This is a genomic window from Candidatus Villigracilis sp., from assembly GCF_057083605.1.
Genome location: NZ_JBXMTI010000043.1, coordinates 109,714 through 131,010 on the forward strand (window position 1 = coordinate 109,714; position 21,297 = coordinate 131,010).

Below are 21,297 nucleotides of genomic sequence, written 5' to 3' on the forward strand. Positions count from 1 at the left end.
CCCATTTTGAATTGGGGCGAGTGTATCTTTTGTATGGTCGGTTGTCAATCTATATCAAGTTTTGGATTTCAAAAAATCTTCGGGTGTATCCAGGTCGGCGATCACGCTGGGAGTATCGACGTTCACATAATGAATTGTGCGGGTATGTTTCTTTAGAAAATCGCGTGCTGTTTTAGGCGCCTTCATAGCTAACAGTTCATCCCAAAGCGGACGCGCGATTAACCAGGGATGCCCACGCTTCATTTGATAACTTGGAACCACGATCTGGAATTTGCTTTCAAGGTAGGCATTGCAGATACTGCGCACGCTTCTTTCCTCGACCTGGGGCTGGTCGCCGAGACAAATGAGCGCGGCACTCGCCTCACGCATTTTCGCAGACAGACCAAGCTGGATGGAGCTCAGCATTTCGCCGCTTTTATAATTTTCATTGAAAACGGTCTGCACCGTTCTGCCGACCAATGCTTCCACCTGTTGATGTGCCCCGCCTGTGACGACCAGAATATCTTTAATGCCAGCGGCCTGAAAAGTGGAAATGACCGTTTGCAACACGGTGCTTTTGCCCCAGGGCATTAGCATTTTCGGCTCGCCCATTCGAGTGGATTCGCCCGCGGCGAGAATGATGGCTGTGATCATGAACTGTTCCTAGAGTTTTTCAATTTCAACCAACCTTTGATAGTCTTCTGGTTTGTCAACATCCAATAATAGGATGTCATCGTGCCAGGGCATGTATTCTACTTTGTATTTCGAGAAAATGGCGCGGCCACCGATATCACCCGTCAATTGCATGAGGTTGGGAAAGGTAACCTGGTCAAATAGCACGGGGTTGGCACGAAGCTCTTCAAGCACGAGAGGCGCAATGATGGGATGTAGTTCGCGCGTGTGAGAATTTATTAGTGCACGGATGACTTCGGATGGGATCTGCGGCTGGTCGCAGAGGAGGAAGATGGCTGAACCTGCTTTGACCCCCTCCGCCTTCGGCACCTCCCCCAAATCCGACTGGGGTTCGTCGGATTTGGGGGAGGAAGTTAAATACTTGACACCTGAAATGATTGAGGTGCTTTGGCCTTGTTGATAACCTGGGTTGTGGACAGTTTGGATGGGGAGGTCTTTTAGGCAGGATTCAACGTCAGCGGAGCGATGGCCGGTGATGACAGCCACAGGCCAAAGTCCAGAGTGAAGCGCGGTTTCGGCAATGTGTCGTGCGAAGGGTTTGCCTTTCCAATCCAACAGTTGTTTGGGGGAACCAAAGCGAGTACTTTCACCCGCAGCGAGGATGATGCCAGCCGTGTGCTCAAAGGTGCGGAAAACATTTTGCTCGAATGACCCAACAACAACGGAATGGAAATGATCCAACAATGGGCGCGCCATCCCGCCGCCGAGGGATTGCAATGCCGATGTGTCAGCCTGGGTAAGAAGGGCGATGCGGCGTGAGGTGGGCGGAATGTTTTTCAATCCGCCTTGCGGGTGAATGAGCATGGAAATAATGGCCTGTGCTATGATGGTTTCGCCAATCTGCAGGCCGCTGAGTTGAGAGAAAATTTCGGCGCGATGGACATGCTCCTCTGCCAGTGGCTTGCCAATGGCGGAGAGCCCTGCGACTACGATAACAGTTTCCGTAAACTCAGGGATCGGTGGTTCATGAGAGGCAGGAGCCTTAAGCGGTTTTTGACGGGAGCCATCGGCTTCAATAAGAAGGGGAATACCATTTTCTTTTGTATATTCACGCAGGTAATTTAGGATTGTATCGCTAACAGGTTTTGTACGGTCGTTATCAATTCCACCCGTGACGAGGATCACGCCTTCGTGTGGAAGATTTTGAAGATCGTTAAGTTTATTGACAATGATATGATGATCAGCGAGCGGAACTTGCCAGAAGCCAAGGTGAGTGGTGGAAGTCAGAATGACGGACGATGGACGATGGACAACGGACAATAATTCACGCGCGAGCTGAAACAGTGTAGTAGACTTCCCCCCAGCGCCGACCAAGCTGACGATCTGGCTGGAAGCGGAGGGAGAGTCAAGCCGAAGGGCATGGGCGATATTCATGCTTATATTGTAAGTTAAGAAAATTGAATTTTGCAATGAAATTTATCTTTAGCGATTGTGTAAAAAACCGTATAATTAACCGTGTTCGGTTCGCATATGAAATGCAAATCCTTTATTGGCGAGCGAAGGGCGTTTGTTATGGATAAACCTGTTGCACTGATCGTTGAAGATGACCGTGACATTGTCGCATTGTTTCGACACGTCCTTGATATTGCCGGGTATCATACCGAGATGATTCTGAATGGCAGGGAGGCCATGACCCGCCTCGAGAATTTTGTACCTGATATTGTTTTACTCGATCTGCAATTACCAGGCATGTCTGGTGTGGAAATATTAAGGCGGATGCGTGCAGACACTAGGTTGAACACAGTGCCTGTGGTGGTGATTACCGCATACGCACCAATTGCCGACAGCCTGCCTGTGGAACCCGACCTGCTCCTGCTCAAGCCAGTGGATATCACCCAACTAAGCAGCCTGGTGCAGCGTTTACAATCGACTCAGGGCGCGATGAGCGAGCCTACGCGTGAGAAGGTAACGGGCTTATACACAATGTCCTTTTTTAGCGTGCGGCTGGCGTTTTCGCTGGAGCGCATCAAACAAAGTACGTTGCGGCGCTTTGGGGTTTTATTTGCAGACCTGGTGCAGTTGAATGAATTACAAAAGCGGTTGAACGGGGATGATGCGAATCATTTCTTCAAAGACCTGGCCGAGCAGTTCAAAGTGACGCTTCGCCCAACAGACACAATGGCCTGGGTCCCCGCCGATGGAGTTTTCCTCACGCTGATCGAGGATATTCCCAACCCCGAAGCGCCACTGCGCATTGCAGGACGTGTGCGCGATAGCATGAAAAAATTTCTGGAGAACAACGGCACTGGTCTCAGCCTGCGCGTTAATTTGGGTGTACTGTTGTGTGATTTTGAATATGAAAACACACAAAGCATCGTAGCGGATATCAATCGCGCGCGCCTCTTACTGCGAGATAGAACCTATTCCAGCCCCGCAATCTTTGATCGGACCATGCTGCATTGATGGGTATATAAATATTAGACATTATCGGAAATAATCCGCAGATTTCGCAGATTGCGCCGATTAAAGAATTTCAAAGCAAAATCTGCGAAAATCTGTGCCATCTGCGGATAATAATCCTGTAGATAAAAAATCACGATATGCGCTATTACCGATAAAGTCTATTACGACGTTGCGATGATAGCACTTGTACTTCCCAACGACATCATACCCGAATGGATAAGCAATCTCCAACTCAATGAGGAGATTACTCACCGCACTCCCGCAAGAGCATCGGGACGATGTGGCACGCGGCACACACTTTCCCTGGCGGTCAGTGCCAGGGAGTGTCGGGCTAAAAACAAGAATACCCTCCCAGCGACATGTGATTACGGAATCAATTATTGATCAATTTCTGCCAGGTCTTGGGGCCGACAATGCCGTCTACGGCGAGACCATTATCAGCTTGGAAATCTTTTACAGCAGCGGCAGTGATGGGCCCGAAGATGCCATCCACATTGACGGTGTTATAGCCAAATTTATCCCTAAGTAATTTTTGAACAGCACGAACCTCGGGGCCGGTCTTGCCCTGACTTACCTGAATGATGAGCGCCTGCCATGTCTCAGGGCCGACGATACCATCCTCGATCAGGCCTTTATCGGTTTGGAAATCTTCCACGTTCGATTGGGTGATCGGGCCCCAGATTCCATCTGCATTCAAGTTGTATCCGCGGGCGATCAATAGGTATTGAATTGCGAATACTTCGTTGCCCGTATCTCCGCTCTTAAAGGTGGGCCAATCTGGATTATTATTTACTACAGCAGTAGCTTTGATCTGAACCCAAAATGACCCAGTCGAAAGGGCGAAGGTGGTGCCGCCCGGTTCACGTAATTTCCAGTTGCCTTTATAAGTGCCAGCCGAGCCCGGGGCGACTAGGTTGACAGACACATCTACGGTTTGGCCGGGAGCAACCGAGCCATTTGTCAGTTGTTGCGAAGCAGGGCCGCCCATTTGGTCACCAGAGTCAAAGACCAACTGATAGCCTGAAGTCCAGGTACATGAGCCGACGTTCTTAAGTCTCCACGTTTTTGTAAAACCCTGGTTAACCGTGATGTTGGTGTTGTCCGGGATGGTCACATCCAACACGAAGGAGGCCAGGTTGCAGGGCTGGCTGGTGGCAGTGGGGGATGGTTGGCCGGGAGCAAGTGTATTGGTTGGGAGCGGGGTGAAAGTTGGCACTGCTACAGCAGTCTGGCTCCCTTGTGCCAGCGCAGTGGCCGTATATGCGAGTTGTGTGAAGATCAATTGTTCATCAACCGGCTCGGTGCTCGCGGGCAGGTTACAGGCAAATGCAAGGAACAAAAGAATTAGGATAAAAATAAGCGGTCTATATTTCATGGCGTTCTCCTTTACGATCATCAGTTTAGCAAACCCCCGAAAGTAAATCAATTTGACATTAGTACCCCTCCGCCCTTTGGGGGAGGATGTAACTCAGTATCCAAATTTTCGGATAGACTCGAGTTATATTTTCACAAAAGGAATTTGAACATGAAAATCTATAAGTATGTGATCTGGATAACGTGTATCGCTTCTTTCTTAACCTCAGCCTGCCAGCCCCCGTTGACCGAGTCAGCACCGACGGTTTTTCCACCTACCCTTGAAGCCCTGCCAACCCTAACTCAAACCCTTGAGCCTGCAACGCCTACCATTGTTCCGACTCCCACCCCTTTACCTCTCGTCCCGAATTTTTCGCATATCGTCATCATTATTTTCGAGAACAAAGAATATGGGACAGTGATCGGCAATGGAGACATGGCTTACTTTAATTTGCTTGCCAACTCCTATACATTGCTCAACCAGCATTATGCCGTCACGCACCCCAGCCTGCCAAATTATATTGCCCTGATCGGCGGTGATACGTTTGAGATCATAGATAACTGTGACTATGATGACTGTTATATAGACGCTCCCAGCCTGCCTGATCTAATTGAAGAAAGCGAACGCACGTGGAAGACCTATCAAGATGACATGCCCGAACCATGTTTCACTGGGAATACCCTGCGTTACGTCCGCAAGCATAATCCCTTCATCTTCTTTGACCCCATTCGATTGGATGAGGAAAGATGCAAACGCAGTATCGTTCCACTCACACAAATGGATGCAGACCTCGCGGCGAACGACCTGCCTAATTTCATCTTTATCACGCCTGATATTTGTTACTCGGCGCATGACTGCCCACTTAACCTTGCGGATGAATTTCTAAAAGATCAAATGGATAAACTGTATCCCGCCCTTGAAGCCACAGGTGAACCCTATCTCATCATCCTCACCTGGGACGAAGGGCAGGGGAGTCATTCCTGTTGCGGCTTGCCCGAACTCGCGGGTGGACGAATCGCCACGGTTTTGATCTCCCCACAAGTTAAACAAAACTTTCAAGACAATACTCCCTACACACATTATTCCATCTTGAAAACAATTGCTGAAGCATGGAGCTTGCCTTATCTCGGTCACGCCGCAGATGAGGAGAATACTCTGATCACACTACCGTGGAAGTAAGTTAATCGGGTGCTACTTTTCCTGAGTCAGTTGGCTTATATCTTTTATGTTGAGGCTGTGTTCATCGCAGCTTCCGAAGGTGCCGTCGAAGCGCCAACTGAATTTGTCGCATTTGATATAGGCCATGCGCTGGCTATCCGGCGACCATACGACTCGCGAATCAAATATCTTCCCGATGAAAGTCTTTTCTTTACTTTGAAGCGAGTAGAGCCACAAGCCGTAATCGCCAAACTGACCATCCTGTCCGCCGTATAACAACCACTTCCCATCAGGAGAGAACTGCAGCAAGTAGGGACTCCAAATGTTTGAGAGAACGGCTTCGGGTTTGATCAGGTCTGGGGACATCAGAAACAGGCTCCAGCTTACGTTGTGACGCGGAGCATATTGGAGTCCTATCGGCCCGACTGTGGCCATAAAGGCAATCAGGCTTCCATCAGGCGACCAGGTTGGGAAGCGCGCCATGCCTACCTCCGCAACCTTGGAAGGATCGGTTATGGCTTGTTCGCTCTGGAGCAATGACCAACTGCGTACCTCGCCATCGTAAGTGCCTGAAATGGTGATGTCAGGGTATTCGTAACCAGTTGAGGAGATCCAATAGATCGTGGCAGTGTCGCCCCAATTGTCCGCAAGCCCAAGCGTCATTTGCGGATTCCAGGCAACTTGTGTGTTGAGCACAGCTGAATCCAACGGCAGCGAAGCCTCCACAAGTTGTTCCGTTTCGCCAGTTTCCAGATCGTAAGCCACCATGAACATCGAGTTTGGCGTTGGCCCTGGAGTGGGGCTGACGCACTGTTCCAGAAATCCCAGCCTGCCATCAGGGAGAAGCGAGGGTGACCAGTAATATCCGCCGCGCAAACAACGGTCATCGTGAGGGAGTTTCAATTCGCGCGGAGTCCATTCATCGGCGATGGCATACCAGTGCAAGCCTGAAACATCCTCTTCCTCGGGCGGATCGATGAAGACCATTAATCTCCCGTCTGGAAGCCAGACCAGATCTTTGAAAGGATAGGTTTCGCTTTCCAGCGCGATTTTTTCGGGAGGAGGCGTGCTTCCAAAGCAGCCTAAGAGAATGAACAGCCCCAAGACGCTGAGGCCTATGAATGATTTGTGTTTGTCCATGTGTAAGGTGAGTTAATTAACGTGAATAAGGGATGAGAAAATCAAGAGGTTGTGTCACCCTGAAAGAGCGTGCTCTTCGCGATTGAAGGGTCTCCATTCACAGTCTCAGAGATGCTCACCGCACTGGCGTACGGCGCAAGTGTCGGGCACACCGTCCTGCGTTCGGTGCAGGGAAGAACGCCCTCAGCATGACACAACAGAATCACGGTGGCAAGTTAGGTTAATTAAAGTAATTCGTATTTTTCAGATCAAGCGCTTTAATAATCTCATCCAGGGCGATGGAATATTTTTGGCCGATGGATTTGCTTTTTTCCTTATCCCAATAGGAGATGTGGGCAAGCAGGGTATTGGTTTTCACTTTGTCAGCGGAGCCAACGGCTATATCGCGAATACCAGGCCCAAAAGAGGGAACGAGCGGACCGCCGACAAGGTCGCCGAATATCCCCCATAAAGCAGGGAAGTAGAGATTCGTCCAGCGCGTGAAGGCAAACAATCCGCCATTATGCACAGCCTTGAGTTTTATATCTTTCTTTGTGCCATATTTATCCCACACATCATAAGAGTAGACGCCTCGCTCCTCTTTTTTTGTTTTCACAATTTCGGGTATGGGCGGATTCGTCGGCAGGTCACGTTGACGCTGCCTGGCGCGCAAGTCATCCTCATCACTTGCCAAAAGCATGGCCGCATGTGTCAGCGGACTACCAGCTGTGATGAGGTCAGTGACCAACCAGGGATTCCCGAGGCTTCTCATTTCCTTCCAAAGCTCGATCTGAGCTTGCATATAATTTTCGAGGGTCACACCATTAATGCCTTTGCGCAGGTCTTCGCCAACTTTTTCGAGATTGGCAAGCGCAGGCTGGCTTGAAGCTTTTGGCTGTCTGTAGTCTCTCTCGTATTCCTGCCAAAGATGCTTGAGGATATCGTAAGCCACGACACTGCCCAGGCTGTGCCCAACAACGATCACGCGGTTATAGTCGCCTCTCTCGTGGATCTTCTTAAGCAGTTTCATGCCGTCGGCTCGTATCTCTTGCCTGAGCCTGATATTGCTTGGGGTCGGGCTAAGGTAACGGGCGGCATCGCCAATATATAAATAGAAGACCAGATTAAATACCGAAAAGAGCAGTGCACTGCCGCCTGAAACGATGAAACCAGGCAACTGAGGAAGTAATTGTCTTAGAGGCCCAAATACATCGAAGCCGATGGCTAATAAAGCAAGCACGACCAACAGCCAGGATACCACCCAAAGCGGGCGCATTTGTTTCGGAACCCTGCTTGGCTTTCTGAACAATAATAACCGCAGCCAAGATACGATCTGAGTGATGGTTGTTCCTTCCACTTTATAAGCCCAATAGTATTCAAAAAAATGTGTACGGGGCTGTGATCGGTTTTGAAGTTTGCGTAGTTCGAACGATTCAGAAAGCGGGTCTGGGCGGACAAAGTATTTTTCGCCGCCTTGTTCAGGTTCGGGGAGTACAGCCTCGGCGAATGCGCGCACGGTTTCCATCGGATGTTGTTCACCAATACCGTGGATGATCACGACTGCCTGTGTGTAGCGTTTGGGGGGCATCTTAATTCCTTTCTGATCGTATGTGACCTTTACTCAACAGGCTTTACAACTTTTCGCTCCAGGTAAGCGTTACCAAAATCTACGAATATTTCAACCCAGAGCGGCAAATGATCGGACATCTTAAAGGTGCGCCACTGTTTGAATTTGCTCTGAGTCGATTTCGGTTGATATATCTTCCAATCTGCCTCGCGATAGACGTGATTGAAGAAGGGGAAGGTTCCCGCTTTTGCGAGACCCATTTGTGCTTTGACATCCGCAGCCAGAAAAGCGATCTGATCGAATGGCTTATCCTGCTTGGCATTCGTATAAGTACCCTTGATCAGGGACGGGATCTCGAACATCTGCTTTTCGATGGCTGTGAAGGTTTCATCTTTTGTAGAAAAGACATTGAAGTCACCCAATAGGATGGTGTTACAAGCCCAAGAATCCTTTGACTTCATGCGCTTCTTTAACAAGTCGACAACTGCTTTTGCCTCCTGGACGCGCTGCGGGTCGTCGGGTTTGGATTCTCCGTAGTAAAAGTGTTGTGTGCAGAGTGTGAACTTAAACCAGCCAGCGCGGAAGCCAGCCACATAGGGAGTGCGGGCGAAAGCAAAATCTGACTTCAGCGTTCCACCATCTTTTTTTACTTCGGGCAGCAATTCTCCCGCCAACCCGCCAAAAGCGATCTTGCGCGTATCGTAGATAAAGGCATGGCGTTCATTATTTCCCTGCTTGCCCAGGGTGACGTCCGAGACCAGGTATTTCCACCAATCTCCGAGGATGTACATCAGTTCGTCGAGCGCATCCAGGTTGTCGCGCACTTCCTGAATGGCGACCATGTCGAAGTGTGAGATGATCTCCGCGATGTAGTAAAGCGATTCTGTATCCCGTCCGCCTGATTTGTTTCCGCCAAACTCGCGGATATTCCAGGTGGCCAGCAACAGAGTAGGGTCAACCGTTTTGGTGGGGACTGCAATATCCAGTTCGGTGCGAAGCCTGAGCAACCCCTCAGCCGTGCGCCTGCCTTCAGCAGTATCGTTTTGAATATCCTTGTAGAATGGCATGGTTTTTATCCTCCATTATTCAAAGAAAGAATGATTTGATGCACTGGAATTAGTATATACTTTTCATGGGCTCAATTCAACCCCCTTCGCCTTCGGCTCCTCCCCCAAATACGATGGCATCATCATCGTATTTGGGGGAGGAATTTATAACTCAATGCTATTCAATAATTCTTTCAAGGCAATCAACTCTTCTGTGGACAAGGTGACTCCTTTGCCCATCTTTTCGCGGTCTGGTGACCAATCACGCAGATCGTATTTCGGTTCGCGGTCATTCCAACTGATCAGGTTAAGCTCCTTCGCCCATCCACTAGCAGACTTGGACAGCACACCAATATTCTTGAGGATTTCATATTTGATCTCAGCCATTGGATTCTCCTTGAAGTAAATATTCATTGGCTACAACACGGAGGTGACGCTTTTCGTTATGATTGGCTTGCTTGCACTGAAGGGGCCTGCCAGTTGCTTATCATGCCTCCCCTGCCTATTGACATTCGGGCAAAAAATAAGTCTTTTCTTTTTTGAATACATAACCGTCCGCTTTCAAGCCCGGGTTATGTTCCACCACCAATGTGTAAAAATCACGGGCTGTCATGCCCGACTCTTTGATCTGCGGCAGGACAATTTGTTTCCACACCATGGAACGATTCTTTCCGTCCAGATCGTGATCTTTGAGCTCGGTCCAAATGATCGCGCAAGCTGCCCTGCCATCTGAAACGATTATGGTTTCATCCGATGCTTCGAGGGTTGCGACCGGAGAAACCCCAGTTGATAAGGTTGAAACGCGGATCTGATCAAGCGCCTTTGGGTATAAGAAAGCCGAAGATAATAAAACCACGGAAATGAAAAGTAGAAAAATGTAGGCGTGCGCAAAAAACCTGGCGAAACCACCCTGCTTTCGATCTGTGATGATCAGCAGCGACCAGGCTGGAGTGAGAGATAAAAAAGCCAGCCACAAGACCAATGTTGAGCGATACCAGGGCTTTTGGGTGTAATCATCGACTGCCGAAGAACTATCGTGAGCGGGCGAGAATAGATTTCCCGGCTCGGCAAATTCTCTAATAAATGGCGCGGCACTGTTAAACCATCTTTGTACAAACTCGCCATACTTTAGCAGGTCACTGCGACTTCCTGAATAATTTTTTCCATGCACAACATCTTGAACCTGGCGATTCACGAGGCTGATGTAACGTACATCGCTTTCGGAAAACCCAAGATGTTTTTTTCCGTAGACGATCAAGTCGTACCATGAAGTTTGATTCATATCCAATACGGTATTTTGCAGATGGGGTTCTTTTCGCGCCACTTCGGTTCGTATATGAATTTCCAGCGCGGAATGAAATTTGATCAGGGCTGAATTTAACTTATAACTCTCCCCGTCTGAAGCTTCGGACAGGATCTGCAAGCCCTCTCGTATCATTGAACGTACTTCTTCCAGGTTGCCAATGCGTATGTTCATGCGCCCATTCTAATCAGAATGATTTATATGGTCGAGTTCATTTGGAAAACCATATATGAATCTGTAATATTCGACAGACCCTAAGGGTTGTAAAAATCCTTAGGGTTTGCCATCAAACCAAAAGCCTGTCTATAGACTTTGCAAAGACCATAAGAACATTGGAGCGATGTGAGCAGGGGAAAAATGGGGGAGAGCCAATAGACTTGTGCCTGTTATAAAATCGGTCTATCAATTTACCTCAACGAACAGGAGCAGGAAATGGATTCAATCCCAAATATCTTTGTAATACTGATCGTCGGATTTTTTTATCTCATCTTTAACGCAGCCTTCATCGCCCTGGCGCTGTTCCCCACGCTGAAGGCGCGCAAGGCGCGGAGTTGGCCCACCACACAAGGGCAGGTGGAAAGCTCGGAGATCGCCTGGCGCTCTGGATCAGAAGGTGGGTCCACACCGTACCCCGATGTGAATTATCGCTACCAGGTGATGGGGCAAAGTTATCAATCCGATAGGATCATGCCCGGCGGCGCGGTGGGTGGGCAAATCTCATACGGCATCATCAAGCGTTACCCGGCTGGCAGCACGGTGACGGTCTATTACAACCCCGAGAACCCGGCCGAGTCCCTGCTGGAGAGCCGCACGCCCGGTTATGTCAAATTTGTGTGGATGAGCGTAGTCTTTGGAAACCTGATCTTTTGCTGTTGCGGATTTCTGCCGTTGATGGGCACGAACTTCGGCACACCTTTGATGCAAGGCGGCATCAAACTGCTCTTACAGTTGTTTGGAGTGCAAGCTCCGTAATTTTTGCCCCTTGATTGTGTAGGGGCGAGGTCGTCTCGCCCCTAGGCGGGGAGACCCCGCCCCTACAGCGATAAACACAAAAGCCCCGCATTTTATTGCGGGGCTTTTCTTTGTTGAATAGGCTGCTTCGTGACCGTCCTACTTATTCTTCGTGAACAACGACAGATACTCCCCGTATCCTTCCTCTTCCAACTTCTCCACAGGAATGAACCTCAGCGCGGCGGAATTCATGCAATAGCGCAGACCAGTGGGAGCGGGGCCGTCATCGAAAACGTGCCCAAGGTGCGAATCCGCGTGCTTCGAGCGGACTTCTGTTCGTGCCATAAATAACTTGCGATCAGTATGCGTGCGGATGTTTTCCGACTCGAGCGGCTGGGTGAAGCTCGGCCAACCCGTACCTGAATCGTACTTATCCAAGGAACTAAAGAGCGGCTCACCTGAGATCACGTCCACGTAGATGCCATCATGTTTCTCGTCCCAGTATTCATTGGAGAAGGGCCGCTCGGTGCCCTCCTGCCGCGTCACCTGGTACTGCAAGGGTGATAACCGTTTTCGCAGTTCCGCATCCGACGGTATGCTATAGGTTCTGGTTTTCGTATTCATTTGGGTCTCCTTTGGGTCTCCTTTTGGCGAGTCTAAAATGGGATTCATTCTTTCGTTACTTATGTGACGCCAAATGAAACCAGAATCGCACCGTTTGTTAAGAGACCTGTAATATTTCCACGTAACTCCACTCCTTCTGGAAACCTCCTGCGAGGAAGAGCCGCGCCCGGCAAGTCGGCTAAAAATCTAACGCAAAGCCGCTAAGGCGCAAGGCTAAACTGTTTTTTGCTTGGCGACTCTGCGACTTTGCGTTACGAATGGCAATTTGAGTAGGAGCGGGTCAACCCATCCTTACTCTTACAACGGATTCGTTCCTTCGCTGGTTAGCTCTTCTGATCACTAATCACTGATCACTTTGAACTTATTACTTCTTCTTCCACAACCTCAACATCAACGCGCGGACCCAGCCTGTCACGATCAACCCGCCAATCACCGCTCCATACAGCGCCCATAAGCCCAGGCGAGTGCTGTCCAGTTGGGAATCCACATAATCGATTACGAAAAATGGCAGCACCACCAGCACCAGGCATAATAAGGTGATCAGCAAACCCCACCCCCAATGGATGCCGCGCTCGTGGGCGATCAGGCGAGTCTCATTGACAATGAGCCACAGCACAAAGTACAGCAGGAGGATCTGCGCCGCAGTCCGAATCGCACTCTCGCTCGGGGTGAGGAAATAATCCGGTGCCACCGTGCCAGTCCACAGCACGAGATAGATCGGCGTAAAGTAATAGCATTGGATGTAGAACGAGCGCATCAAAGACTGACCCGAAAGTGGATTCCCGCGAAAGGCCTCCACAGCCAGCGCGAAGAGCAGGGGTACGCCCAAAAAGATCAGAGCTGAGAGGGCCGCCTCTGTTCCCGTCAGATTCTTGGTGAACTCCTCGGTCCCGCCCGATACGCCCACGTTCGAATAGGAATAATCGCTCAGGCCGGAGATATCCTCATCCACCTCGCCAATGTAGATGGACGTAGACCCGTAGAGTTGTTCTCCCTTGCCATTGGTTACGAGCAGGGTAACGTACTTATATCCGCTGGTATCCCAACCGAAGGTTGCACTGCTATAAGGGTATTCCTGCTCGGTCCATGTGAAGGGCTCGTGTTCTTCATCGTACCAGGTGAACGTATACGGCGGCGTGTTGGAGATAAAGTCTGTGTTGCCGTATAGCACCACCTCCTCGCCGATGTGCGCGGCCTGCGGGCTATCTATACCGGCCGAGGGCCATCGGGCGATATAGGCAAAATATATAAAGGGCACCACAGAGACCAACAGGCTCAAGATCACTGGCGAAAAGTAATCGTCGAAGCGTTGAACCTCCTTTTCTTTGATTTCCTTCGAAACGTAACCCGGCACCCAGCCCGGGTTGATGATAATCTTCCCCACCGTCTTGGGCACGATCAGAATCCAGATCAAAATATTGTAGGCAAAATGCTCAATGCTTTCGAAGATATTAAGCAGGTTGAACATCGGTCTCTCCTCCTTGACTTGAATGGTGTGGGATGATAACCACAGCATACCCGAATTATTCACCAAATTCAACTATTTGCCGTCCAACCAAATCATGTTTGTCGCGTATATCTCTGTGACTGTGTCACTCTGAGGGAGCGTTTTTCGCGACTGACATCGTGCCCGAAAGGATAAGAGTCTTCCGCGTGTGAAGAGAGATCCTTCGCCAAAAGGCGGCTCAGGATGACACACACTATTACTATAAAAGGAGAATTCCCATGTCCACACAACGCAATACAGGTGCACTGATCGGCGGCGTCATCCTGGTCGCACTTGGCCTTATGTCCCTGCTTAGCCAGCTCTTCAGCGGCCTCAACTTCTGGGGCTTTATCTGGCCCTTCTTCGTGATCGGATTCGGCGTACTGTTCTTCATCGGGATGTTTGCAGGCGGCAAATCAGTTTCGGGGTTGGCAGTGCCTGCCACGATCATTACGACCATTGGGCTGATCCTGCTCTACCAGAACCTGAGCCGTCACTGGGAGAGTTGGTCCTACGCCTGGACCGTCATCCTCATCTCGGTTGGTCTCGGCATCTATATCATGGGCCTCTACGGCGGAGACGAAGGTCAACGCAGTTCGGGGCTGGGTGTCATGAAAGTTGGCCTGATCCTCTTCGTGCTCTTCGGCGCTTTCTTCGAAATGCTCTTTTCGGGCGGCGGCCTGCGTCAGCTATTCTTCCCCATCGCCCTCATCCTACTCGGCTTATATCTCATCTACAAACGCTTCGCACCGAATAAGACGGAATAACATTTCATGTCGTTGCGAGGAGGGCTTTAGCCCGACGAAGCAATCTCCTCATTAAGCTTGGGATTGCTTCGTCGCAAAGAACAAGACCGCTCCTCGCAACGACATAACAAACAAATGGAGAAAACCTCATGAAAGAACGTTCGTACTTTTTCCCTCTGGCCCTCATCGCCACCGGAGTCATCTGGCTCTTGAACAGCATGGGCATCGTCCCCTCTGAAAACTTGTGGGCGCTGACTCATCTCTGGCCCTTCCTGCTCATCGGCTGGGGGCTTAGCCTCATCCTCGGTTCGTTCTGGCGTTATGCCGGCCAGGTTATCTTATTGCTTTTGGTGATCGGCGCAGTGCTGGCGGTGCTCTTCGCGCCGCAATTGGGCTGGGCGGGCACACCTTCCGTCAACTGGAATTTCGGTGAAGATATTGGCGGCGCGATCCGCGGCTCAGGCGAGATCAAATCCGAGACCCGCAAACTAGCGGACTTTGAAACTATCGCTCTCGACTACCCCGCCGAGGTCACCATCAAACAAGGCGCATCCAATTCCATCGTTATCACCACAGACGACAACCTGCTCCCGCAAATGAGAACCGAGATCGACGGTGGCATCCTGCAGATCGATAACAGCGAACGGGATTGGAATGATCGCGTCCAGCCGACCAAGACCGTGAAGATCGTCATCACAGTGAGGGATGTCCACAAGCTGATCTTCTCCACGGCAGGCACGCTTCTGGTCGATGACCTGACAACTGATTCGCTTGAACTGATCGTTAGCGGCGCCGGGAACGTTTCCCTGCTCAACCTGGAAGTGGACAGCCTCGATATCATCTTGAGTGGCGCGGGCAATATCCAAGCCAGCGGTGAAGCGGAGTCACTCGGCTTACGCATCAGCGGCTTCGGCGAGTTCAAAGGTGGAGAATTGCAAAGTCAGTCCGCAAGCGTCCGCATTACCGGGGCAGGCAGCGCCACCGTGTGGGTCGAAGAAGAGCTTGATGCCACCATCAGTGGTGCCGGCAACGTCAGCTACTACGGCGACCCAAGCGTAGATGAAAACATTAGCGGCGCTGGCAATGTGAACAGCTTAGGCGAGAAGTAAAATTTATCCTTCCCCTGAGTGCGTCGCATATTATCCCCGGATGGGGACCAGATGGGTGGACGAGTCTCATTAAGGAGCAAAAGCTACTCGGTTGGATCGTCTCATCAAGTAAGGTGCGACGCACCCTCACCCTCTGCCCAAAACGAAAAGGCTCCCGAAGGTTGAACTTCGGGAGCCTTTTATGTCTCACTCTGGAGTCGGACAGCTCGCTGTCCGTTTTTTAAAAGCAAGCTCTGTAACAGCCAACTGCTCACTCCGTGGGCAAAGCTGATAGATCCATATTCGGGTCAATTTCCAAGTTGGCCTCCTCCACCCAGCACGCCGAATGGAAATATGGATTTTCGATCTTATACCAGCCCGGCTTGAGTCCGATGGCGAGCAGCTCTACAACCTTGCCTTCGCTGATATTACTGGTCAACACAGATTCGGTGGAGGGAGCCTCGTAACATGGTGTGAGATCGTTCTTGATCGTCGGCGGCTTGATCTCGATCGGCGTTGGCGTTACGGCTTCAGTTGCAGTTGGTGCTGGGGTCAGTGTGGGCGGGGGAGTGGGCGAATATGCGGCTACTGTCTGCGTCAACATCATGGATGCCAGTTCCGCTGCGCGCGTGCCGATCACATCCACCGTGGCAGTGGCAGGAACTGCGTTTTCTGGTGCACAGGCCGAGAGCAGGATCAGCATGGCAATTGTAGTTGAGAGGATTCGAAATACACGTAAGTTCATTTTTTCTCCAATTAAAGGTAAGTTTTGGATTTAGAAAGTATACCTGAGGTTTTTTGATACCACTGATAATTTTTTTGAACCGCAAAGCACGCCAGGGTCGCTAAGAAAGGCAAAAAACATTTTTTTAATCTTGGCGCGCGTTGCGCTCTTGGCGGTTATTCTGAACTTTCTTTATCCGCCCGCGATCTTTGTTTTATAGCCCAGTTTCTGCAATGCCCCGGCGATCTTCTCACGATGTTCGCCTTGAATTTCAATCACGCCGTCTTTGACCGTTCCGCCCGTGCCGCAGATTTGCTTAAGTTTTTTCGCGAGTTCCTTCATATCTTCTTCTGAAAGCACCAAGCTCTTTACCAGGGTCACAGACTTCCCTCCACGGCCTTTGGAATCGCGATGTAGGTGGGCGGTTTGTGCGTTCGGTGGCAGGGAAGCAACTGTAGCAGGCTTTGTATCTTGTTTGCGCAGGTCACCAGATTCAGTAGACCAAACTGTAGGATCTTTACTCATTTTACAAGTGTGTCTTCTACTCTGCGGTCAGGGATGATCCACATGATCGCAACTACAACATATAAGGCAACCGATATGATGGGAGAAACAAAGGCAAGTGGGATCGCAGGCGCGTAGATGAACAGTGATATCCTGCCTTTGAAATCACTTCCAATGGCAGTAGCCAGCGCTGACTCTTTTGGGTGGATGCCAAGCAGGGTGCGTACCAGAATGTAATATGCCAACGCTGCCAGCAATAGGACGAGTCCATACGTGGCAACCGGCCAAGGGGCAAATTCACTTTCACCGATCCAACTGGTAGAGAAGGGGAATAGCGATATCCAGAATAATAAATGCAAGTTGGCCCATAATACACTCCCGCTGATTTTATGCACGGCTTGAAATAAATGATGATGGTTATTCCAATAGATGCCGATAAAAACAAAGCTCAATAAATAACTGGCGAATACGGGCAGTAACGGCTGTAAGGCCGATAAATCTTCGCCATGCGGCACTCTTAATTCCAACACCATAATGGTGATGATGATGGCAATCACGGCATCGCTGAATGCTTCCAATCGTCCCTTGCTCATTGGGTGAGTTCCATCTCTTTCAATTTGATCAACATGGCCTCCAGTACGCCGCCGCCAACCGATAAAGCCTTGTCTGAAACAAGGAAGCAGGCACTGGGGTCATCACGCGGATCGATGTCGCCGATCTTCATGCCTTCGGTCACTGGCACACGCGGATGAATGAGTCCACGCAGGACACCTTTGAAGGGACTGATTACCGAAGTCTCCTCACTCATCGCATCGTCGTAGGGGATCGTTGCAATCACTTCGCCTTCATCACACTGCTCACCGATTTGTTTGATCGGATTCACAAAGCCAGCGATGGGCGCGCGCAACACACGGCGCGGGTCGCCTTCGGGTTGTCCGCTGTCGGGTTGGGTCTCTCCGCTCCACAGCACACGCCCAAGGGTATGGCTGCGGCGGGTTTCGATCACAGCGTGGCAATTGTCACTTGCGGAGAAACCAGGTCCCAGCCCGATGTGAAGCGAAACATCTATGGGCAAAGGTTCAGGCGCAGATTTCAAGAGTCGTGCATCCACCACAAAAGTGGAGCGGGGACTCGTCAGAAATTGATTTTTCAGGATGTTTGCCTCAGGGTCAACCAGCACTGGAATTTCACCCGCTTCCATCGCATCCTGAAACTGGTCTGGCGAAACAAGGCGAGCGGTTACATCCTCAACCGTTTGCGTGCCAGAGTAGACCGCGTCAGAAAAACAAACGGTGCGCCGCACTGCGAGAGGCATATCCAACTCGAGGATGGCAACTTGAAAACCGGCGTGATGCAAACGCAATGCCACGCCGCTAGCCAGATCACCACCGCCGCGGATGAGGACGAGAGGGTTCATGAAATTTCCTTTGACACCTGAAATGTTTGTTCCTGAAACAATAAGCCGAAAGCATACAGGGTGATGTAAATGAAAACGAAGAAGGCTGAGAACACGCTGATGAATACGATCGATTGCAGGCTCGGATGAGTTGCATAATACAGGAAATCACTCAATCGTTCAAGCGGGTGAAAGAGAATATCCCATGAATTCCAACGCAGGAAGCGGCCAATGTAAATGCCGAGTCCGCTGAGCGCGCCAACTGTGAGCACAAATATCCAGCCTGCAATACGCCCAAACCCGCGCCGCACAATATCGTGCATCATAAAAAGTGAGAACACGCCCAGCAGAATGCCCGTCCACGCGAACCAGTTGATCAGTAATACATCAAACCAGACCGGAATGTTTTCACGCGGGTGACTAAGATGGAACAAGTCGGTTAGGATGTATGGCGCATTCGGAAAAAATAACAACCACGGGATGGCCGCCAACGGCATGGTGATGAAGAGAAACCTGCGCTTCATTGCAAAGCTGGAAGCTGTGTACGCCATCCCAAGCGGAATCCAGGCCAGGAAGAGGTTCCAAAGCAAAAACATATAATCGTCTGAGTCGCTTAATATGACACGGGCACGCAGTAGCGCCACCGATAATAGGCTTGAGCCACACAACAAGCCCAGCACTGTCAGCCGAAACCTGAATGGTTTTAATTTGCCGTAGATATTTTGAATCATTCTGCCTCCAATTGTTTTCGCCAATTGTATCGACTCCCGCTTTCAATGGCTTGCAAAGACTCGCAGAGTTGAAGTCTCATTATGGAGTCCAAAGTCTCCCGACTTTGGACAAAATTTCTCTACCGTACAAATAAGAGCAAAATCGTAAATTGCTCCTTGCGCCGTCCTCGGCGCAAGATTCCCTCGGAAATTGCCGCCGAGGACGGCGGCGTGAGCATTTCCAGTACGGTAGAGAAGACAAAACCAAGCCTTATACAAAATCAGGAGATTTTGTACCCCGAGGCGGAGTCCTGCGCTTTGATGGAATGCTCATGCAGCATGTGGCTGAATGAATATAGAAGCAGGAAGATGAACAGGAAGAAGAAGGTGTAGAGAAAGGTAAAAGCTGCCAGGCGCATGCTTGGGTCAATCACAATGCCAAGAATGTTCATGGCGGTCTCTGCCGGGTTTTGCAGAATATCCCATGAATTCAGGCGCACAAAACGCCCGATGTAAATTCCGAAACTGCTTAAGCCAGAGATCACAAAGACAAAGGCCCAGCCTGCAAAACGCCCGAAGGTGCGCATGATGATATCCTGCATCAAGTAGAGCGAGATGACTCCGAGCAGCATACCCGTCCATGAAGTCCAGACCACGATCAGCACGTCATACCATAGCGGAGCGCCGCTGGTTCCTCTCGTCAGGTCTTGCAAGTCAGTGAGCATGTAGGGCGCATTAGGGAAGAAGATCAGCCATAAGAAGGCGATGACCGGGATGACGAGATACAACCACATCCGCCTCCATGAGACTGCATGTGCGATGTAAGCCAGGATGAAGGGAATCCAAGCCAGGAAGAGATTCCAGATCAAGCCGGTATGACGCCTTGTATCGCTATAAGCCACTCTAGCCGCAACCAGCATGATGCAAACCAAACAAGCCATGTTCAGTAAAACAAAAACAGCGATATTATGCCGATTGCGGCGGATGAAATCTTTTAATTGTTTGAACATCATGACCTTTCACGCAAATATACAATCAAATCAATATCGCCGGGAGAATAGCCCAACTCGGTCAACATGGCGGCGGCCTCACTACGATGTTGTGTGCCGTGATTGACAACGTGCGCCATTACCTGCCAGAGAATATTTTCCCTTGGCTCTCCAGCCGTAGTCTTGTATTGAAAAACTGCACTCAGTTTTTCATCGGTAAGTGATGCCACGAAATCACTTAAATCCTTCTCCTCTTCCAGCCAGCGCGAGCGGATGGAATCGAAAGTTGGGAATTCTTCGGGCTTCATGAAGCGAGTGGGCGAATCGCCCTGCCAACGCTTGCGCCACAGCCATTCAGCAAACAGGGTGTGTGTGAGCGTATCCCTCAACCCGCCATGCGGATAGGATGCCGGTGCGAGAAATTGTTCCGCAGTCACTTTGGATGCGGCATCCAGGATGCGAGCATTGCACCAGGAATTGTATTTGTAAAGCAGTTGAATATCATGTGTGTTCATCGTGATAAAAACTCCATCAGGATTGGGTTGACTATCTCTTGCTTTTCATAATGTGGGAGGTGCGAGCAATTCTTTATCGGGTGGAATTCTGCGTGCGGCAAGGCTTGCAAAAGCAGGATGTGGTCTTCGAAGGGCGTGGTTTTGTCATTTTCTCCCCAAAAGATAAGGGTTGGTTTTTTCAACATGCCTATTTTCAGGTAAGTATCGAAAAATGATTCCAACATCCTGTTGCGCATGGTGGATAAAATTGCGCGCTTAAAGCCTTTGTATTGCATTTGGATTTTGTATTTTCTCTGGAGCATTTCCACCAGGCTGAGATCGAAGAAGTCAGATGCAACACTTTTCACCATGTTATCGCTTCCGAACAGGCCGAGGAACAGTTCGCCGAGGATGGGCAGTTTTACGGCTTCAAGCAAAGTTGTCAACCGTATGCGTTTCGCGCCCGCCGGGTCGATCAATACATGCTTGCGTACATAGCGCGGATATTTTTCGATGAAGGCTGCGGTGATGGGCCCGCCCATGGAGAGACCGATTAAATCTACTTTGTCCATGCCGAGCGCATCCAGCAAATCTTTGAGTTGTTTTACGAAGAGATTTATATCGTAGCAGGCGAGTGGCTTGTCTGAGTATCCACGCCCGATCAGGTCATAGCGTAAGACGCGAAAGCCTGAATTCGATAAAAACTCAAAGGTGGGATCATAAATGAATGAAGGAACCGAGAATCCGTGCACGAGTACAACGGGGACTCCATCTTTTGATCCGCCAAACTCATAATGTGTGAATCCGTCTGCGAGCGCAATGAATGATCCGCCAATTTCCTTGCGGGTGGTTTCGTTTAGTTCTTTGGTTTCACCGAGATAGGGGAAGGGCATTGTCAATTTATGTCATTGCGAGGGCGCTAGCCCGACACTAGCGCCGCGCGCCAGTGCGGTGAGCAATCTC

The 21,297-nt window shown here is 50.2% G+C and carries 22 protein-coding genes and 1 pseudogene; 5 read left to right on the forward strand and 18 right to left on the reverse strand.

The window, feature by feature from the left end; translation table 11 throughout:
* Positions 1-54: 54 nt before the first annotated feature.
* Together AC14M5_RS07075 and yqeC are read right to left on the reverse strand one after the other, a co-directional pair.
* Complete coding sequence (locus tag AC14M5_RS07075; RefSeq protein ID WP_484028942.1) at positions 55-633, reverse strand: nucleotidyltransferase family protein; 579 nt, start codon at positions 631-633, stop codon at positions 55-57.
* Between the two features lie 9 nt (positions 634-642).
* Positions 643-2,046, reverse strand: a complete 1,404-nt coding sequence (gene yqeC / locus AC14M5_RS07080) for a selenium cofactor biosynthesis protein YqeC (RefSeq protein WP_484028943.1) — start codon at positions 2,044-2,046, stop codon at positions 643-645.
* A gap of 138 nt (positions 2,047-2,184) precedes the next feature.
* On the opposite strand from yqeC, the gene AC14M5_RS07085 reads away from it, so the two are divergent.
* Entirely contained in the window at positions 2,185-3,075 is an 891-nt protein-coding gene (locus AC14M5_RS07085; protein ID WP_484028944.1) for a response regulator, read from the forward strand.
* 373 nt (positions 3,076-3,448) lie between these two features.
* On the opposite strand, the gene AC14M5_RS07090 is transcribed toward AC14M5_RS07085, so the two are convergent.
* The gene (locus AC14M5_RS07090; protein WP_484028945.1) at positions 3,449-4,450 is read right to left on the reverse strand and encodes a peptidoglycan-binding protein; all 1,002 of its coding nucleotides are present in this window, start codon (positions 4,448-4,450) and stop codon (positions 3,449-3,451) included.
* Positions 4,451-4,600: 150 nt separating this feature from the next.
* Between AC14M5_RS07090 and AC14M5_RS07095 the strand changes: the two genes are divergently transcribed.
* Positions 4,601-5,608, forward strand: a complete 1,008-nt coding sequence (locus AC14M5_RS07095; protein WP_484028946.1) for an alkaline phosphatase family protein — start codon at positions 4,601-4,603, stop codon at positions 5,606-5,608.
* 12 nt (positions 5,609-5,620) lie between these two features.
* On the opposite strand, the gene AC14M5_RS07100 is transcribed toward AC14M5_RS07095, so the two are convergent.
* The 5 genes from AC14M5_RS07100 to AC14M5_RS07120 form a co-directional block, all read right to left on the reverse strand.
* Positions 5,621-6,727, reverse strand: a complete 1,107-nt coding sequence (locus AC14M5_RS07100; RefSeq protein WP_484028947.1) for a TolB family protein — start codon at positions 6,725-6,727, stop codon at positions 5,621-5,623.
* A gap of 220 nt (positions 6,728-6,947) precedes the next feature.
* Positions 6,948-8,294, reverse strand: a complete 1,347-nt coding sequence (locus tag AC14M5_RS07105) for an alpha/beta hydrolase family protein (protein WP_484028948.1) — start codon at positions 8,292-8,294, stop codon at positions 6,948-6,950.
* A gap of 29 nt (positions 8,295-8,323) precedes the next feature.
* On the reverse strand, positions 8,324-9,340 hold the full coding sequence (locus AC14M5_RS07110) for an endonuclease/exonuclease/phosphatase family protein (protein ID WP_484028949.1): 1,017 nt from the start codon (positions 9,338-9,340) through the stop codon (positions 8,324-8,326).
* A 144-nt stretch (positions 9,341-9,484) separates the two neighbouring features.
* On the reverse strand, positions 9,485-9,706 hold the full coding sequence (locus AC14M5_RS07115; protein WP_484028950.1) for a YdbC family protein: 222 nt from the start codon (positions 9,704-9,706) through the stop codon (positions 9,485-9,487).
* Positions 9,707-9,821: 115 nt separating this feature from the next.
* Positions 9,822-10,796, reverse strand: coding sequence for a hypothetical protein (locus AC14M5_RS07120; RefSeq protein WP_484028951.1), 975 nt, complete (start codon positions 10,794-10,796; stop codon positions 9,822-9,824).
* A gap of 258 nt (positions 10,797-11,054) precedes the next feature.
* Here AC14M5_RS07120 and AC14M5_RS07125 point away from each other — a divergent pair, with 258 nt between their 5' ends.
* The gene (locus tag AC14M5_RS07125) at positions 11,055-11,594 is read left to right on the forward strand and encodes a DUF3592 domain-containing protein (protein ID WP_484028952.1); all 540 of its coding nucleotides are present in this window, start codon (positions 11,055-11,057) and stop codon (positions 11,592-11,594) included.
* Between the two features lie 138 nt (positions 11,595-11,732).
* On the opposite strand, the pseudogene msrB reads toward AC14M5_RS07125, so the two are convergent.
* Both msrB and AC14M5_RS07135 read right to left on the reverse strand, forming a co-directional pair.
* A pseudogene (gene msrB, locus AC14M5_RS07130) lies at positions 11,733-12,167 on the reverse strand (peptide-methionine (R)-S-oxide reductase MsrB); the annotation flags it as partial.
* Positions 12,168-12,561: 394 nt separating this feature from the next.
* Entirely contained in the window at positions 12,562-13,665 is a 1,104-nt protein-coding gene (locus AC14M5_RS07135; RefSeq protein ID WP_484028953.1) for a hypothetical protein, read from the reverse strand.
* A 257-nt stretch (positions 13,666-13,922) separates the two neighbouring features.
* Between AC14M5_RS07135 and AC14M5_RS07140 the strand changes: the two genes are divergently transcribed.
* Complete coding sequence (locus AC14M5_RS07140) at positions 13,923-14,450, forward strand: LiaF transmembrane domain-containing protein (protein WP_484028954.1); 528 nt, start codon at positions 13,923-13,925, stop codon at positions 14,448-14,450.
* Between the two features lie 128 nt (positions 14,451-14,578).
* Entirely contained in the window at positions 14,579-15,538 is a 960-nt protein-coding gene (locus tag AC14M5_RS07145) for a GIN domain-containing protein (RefSeq protein WP_484028955.1), read from the forward strand.
* A gap of 250 nt (positions 15,539-15,788) precedes the next feature.
* Here the strand turns inward: AC14M5_RS07145 and AC14M5_RS07150 are convergent, their stop codons facing one another.
* From AC14M5_RS07150 to AC14M5_RS07185, 8 genes are all read right to left on the reverse strand, one after another.
* Positions 15,789-16,262 carry a hypothetical protein gene (locus AC14M5_RS07150; protein WP_484028956.1) on the reverse strand — a complete coding sequence of 158 codons (474 nt, stop codon included), beginning with the start codon at positions 16,260-16,262 and terminating at the stop codon, positions 15,789-15,791.
* 171 nt (positions 16,263-16,433) lie between these two features.
* Entirely contained in the window at positions 16,434-16,766 is a 333-nt protein-coding gene (locus AC14M5_RS07155) for a stress response translation initiation inhibitor YciH (protein WP_484028957.1), read from the reverse strand.
* Positions 16,763-17,338 (reverse strand): TMEM175 family protein, encoded by a 576-nt coding sequence (locus tag AC14M5_RS07160; protein ID WP_484028958.1) that lies wholly within the window; start codon positions 17,336-17,338, stop codon positions 16,763-16,765. Before AC14M5_RS07160 ends, AC14M5_RS07155 begins: the two co-directional genes overlap by 4 nt.
* On the reverse strand, positions 17,335-18,162 hold the full coding sequence (gene yqeB / locus AC14M5_RS07165) for a selenium-dependent molybdenum cofactor biosynthesis protein YqeB (protein ID WP_484028959.1): 828 nt from the start codon (positions 18,160-18,162) through the stop codon (positions 17,335-17,337). The genes AC14M5_RS07160 and yqeB overlap by 4 nt, the downstream gene beginning before the upstream one ends.
* Entirely contained in the window at positions 18,159-18,872 is a 714-nt protein-coding gene (locus AC14M5_RS07170) for a DUF1361 domain-containing protein (RefSeq protein ID WP_484028960.1), read from the reverse strand. Before AC14M5_RS07170 ends, yqeB begins: the two co-directional genes overlap by 4 nt.
* Positions 18,873-19,132: 260 nt before the next feature.
* Positions 19,133-19,864, reverse strand: coding sequence for a DUF1361 domain-containing protein (locus AC14M5_RS07175; protein WP_484028961.1), 732 nt, complete (start codon positions 19,862-19,864; stop codon positions 19,133-19,135).
* Positions 19,861-20,355: a DinB family protein gene (locus tag AC14M5_RS07180; protein ID WP_484028962.1), complete on the reverse strand. Its 495-nt coding sequence runs from the start codon at positions 20,353-20,355 to the stop codon at positions 19,861-19,863. The genes AC14M5_RS07175 and AC14M5_RS07180 overlap by 4 nt, the downstream gene beginning before the upstream one ends.
* Positions 20,352-21,227 (reverse strand): alpha/beta fold hydrolase, encoded by an 876-nt coding sequence (locus tag AC14M5_RS07185; RefSeq protein WP_484028963.1) that lies wholly within the window; start codon positions 21,225-21,227, stop codon positions 20,352-20,354. Before AC14M5_RS07185 ends, AC14M5_RS07180 begins: the two co-directional genes overlap by 4 nt.
* Positions 21,228-21,297 lie beyond the last annotated feature (70 nt).

Excerpts from the sequence above, each read along its gene's own strand:
- AC14M5_RS07155 (WP_484028957.1), bottom strand. The coding sequence starts at position 16,766 with ATGAGTAAAGATCCTACAGTTTGGTCTACTGAATCTGGTGACCTGCGC.
- AC14M5_RS07095 (WP_484028946.1), top strand. The coding sequence starts at position 4,601 with ATGAAAATCTATAAGTATGTGATCTGGATAACGTGTATCGCTTCTTTC.
- AC14M5_RS07105 (WP_484028948.1), bottom strand. The coding sequence starts at position 8,294 with ATGCCCCCCAAACGCTACACACAGGCAGTCGTGATCATCCACGGTATT.
- AC14M5_RS07135 (WP_484028953.1), bottom strand. The coding sequence starts at position 13,665 with ATGTTCAACCTGCTTAATATCTTCGAAAGCATTGAGCATTTTGCCTAC.
- AC14M5_RS07100 (WP_484028947.1), bottom strand. The coding sequence starts at position 6,727 with ATGGACAAACACAAATCATTCATAGGCCTCAGCGTCTTGGGGCTGTTC.
- AC14M5_RS07185 (WP_484028963.1), bottom strand. The coding sequence starts at position 21,227 with ATGCCCTTCCCCTATCTCGGTGAAACCAAAGAACTAAACGAAACCACC.
- AC14M5_RS07125 (WP_484028952.1), top strand. The coding sequence starts at position 11,055 with ATGGATTCAATCCCAAATATCTTTGTAATACTGATCGTCGGATTTTTT.
- AC14M5_RS07170 (WP_484028960.1), bottom strand. The coding sequence starts at position 18,872 with ATGATTCAAAATATCTACGGCAAATTAAAACCATTCAGGTTTCGGCTG.
- yqeC (WP_484028943.1), bottom strand. The coding sequence starts at position 2,046 with ATGAATATCGCCCATGCCCTTCGGCTTGACTCTCCCTCCGCTTCCAGC.
- AC14M5_RS07160 (WP_484028958.1), bottom strand. The coding sequence starts at position 17,338 with ATGAGCAAGGGACGATTGGAAGCATTCAGCGATGCCGTGATTGCCATC.
- AC14M5_RS07145 (WP_484028955.1), top strand. The coding sequence starts at position 14,579 with ATGAAAGAACGTTCGTACTTTTTCCCTCTGGCCCTCATCGCCACCGGA.
- AC14M5_RS07180 (WP_484028962.1), bottom strand. The coding sequence starts at position 20,355 with ATGAACACACATGATATTCAACTGCTTTACAAATACAATTCCTGGTGC.
- AC14M5_RS07120 (WP_484028951.1), bottom strand. The coding sequence starts at position 10,796 with ATGAACATACGCATTGGCAACCTGGAAGAAGTACGTTCAATGATACGA.
- AC14M5_RS07115 (WP_484028950.1), bottom strand. The coding sequence starts at position 9,706 with ATGGCTGAGATCAAATATGAAATCCTCAAGAATATTGGTGTGCTGTCC.
- yqeB (WP_484028959.1), bottom strand. The coding sequence starts at position 18,162 with ATGAACCCTCTCGTCCTCATCCGCGGCGGTGGTGATCTGGCTAGCGGC.
- AC14M5_RS07075 (WP_484028942.1), bottom strand. The coding sequence starts at position 633 with ATGATCACAGCCATCATTCTCGCCGCGGGCGAATCCACTCGAATGGGC.
- AC14M5_RS07150 (WP_484028956.1), bottom strand. The coding sequence starts at position 16,262 with ATGAACTTACGTGTATTTCGAATCCTCTCAACTACAATTGCCATGCTG.
- AC14M5_RS07175 (WP_484028961.1), bottom strand. The coding sequence starts at position 19,864 with ATGATGTTCAAACAATTAAAAGATTTCATCCGCCGCAATCGGCATAAT.
- AC14M5_RS07110 (WP_484028949.1), bottom strand. The coding sequence starts at position 9,340 with ATGCCATTCTACAAGGATATTCAAAACGATACTGCTGAAGGCAGGCGC.
- AC14M5_RS07090 (WP_484028945.1), bottom strand. The coding sequence starts at position 4,450 with ATGAAATATAGACCGCTTATTTTTATCCTAATTCTTTTGTTCCTTGCA.
- AC14M5_RS07140 (WP_484028954.1), top strand. The coding sequence starts at position 13,923 with ATGTCCACACAACGCAATACAGGTGCACTGATCGGCGGCGTCATCCTG.
- AC14M5_RS07085 (WP_484028944.1), top strand. The coding sequence starts at position 2,185 with ATGGATAAACCTGTTGCACTGATCGTTGAAGATGACCGTGACATTGTC.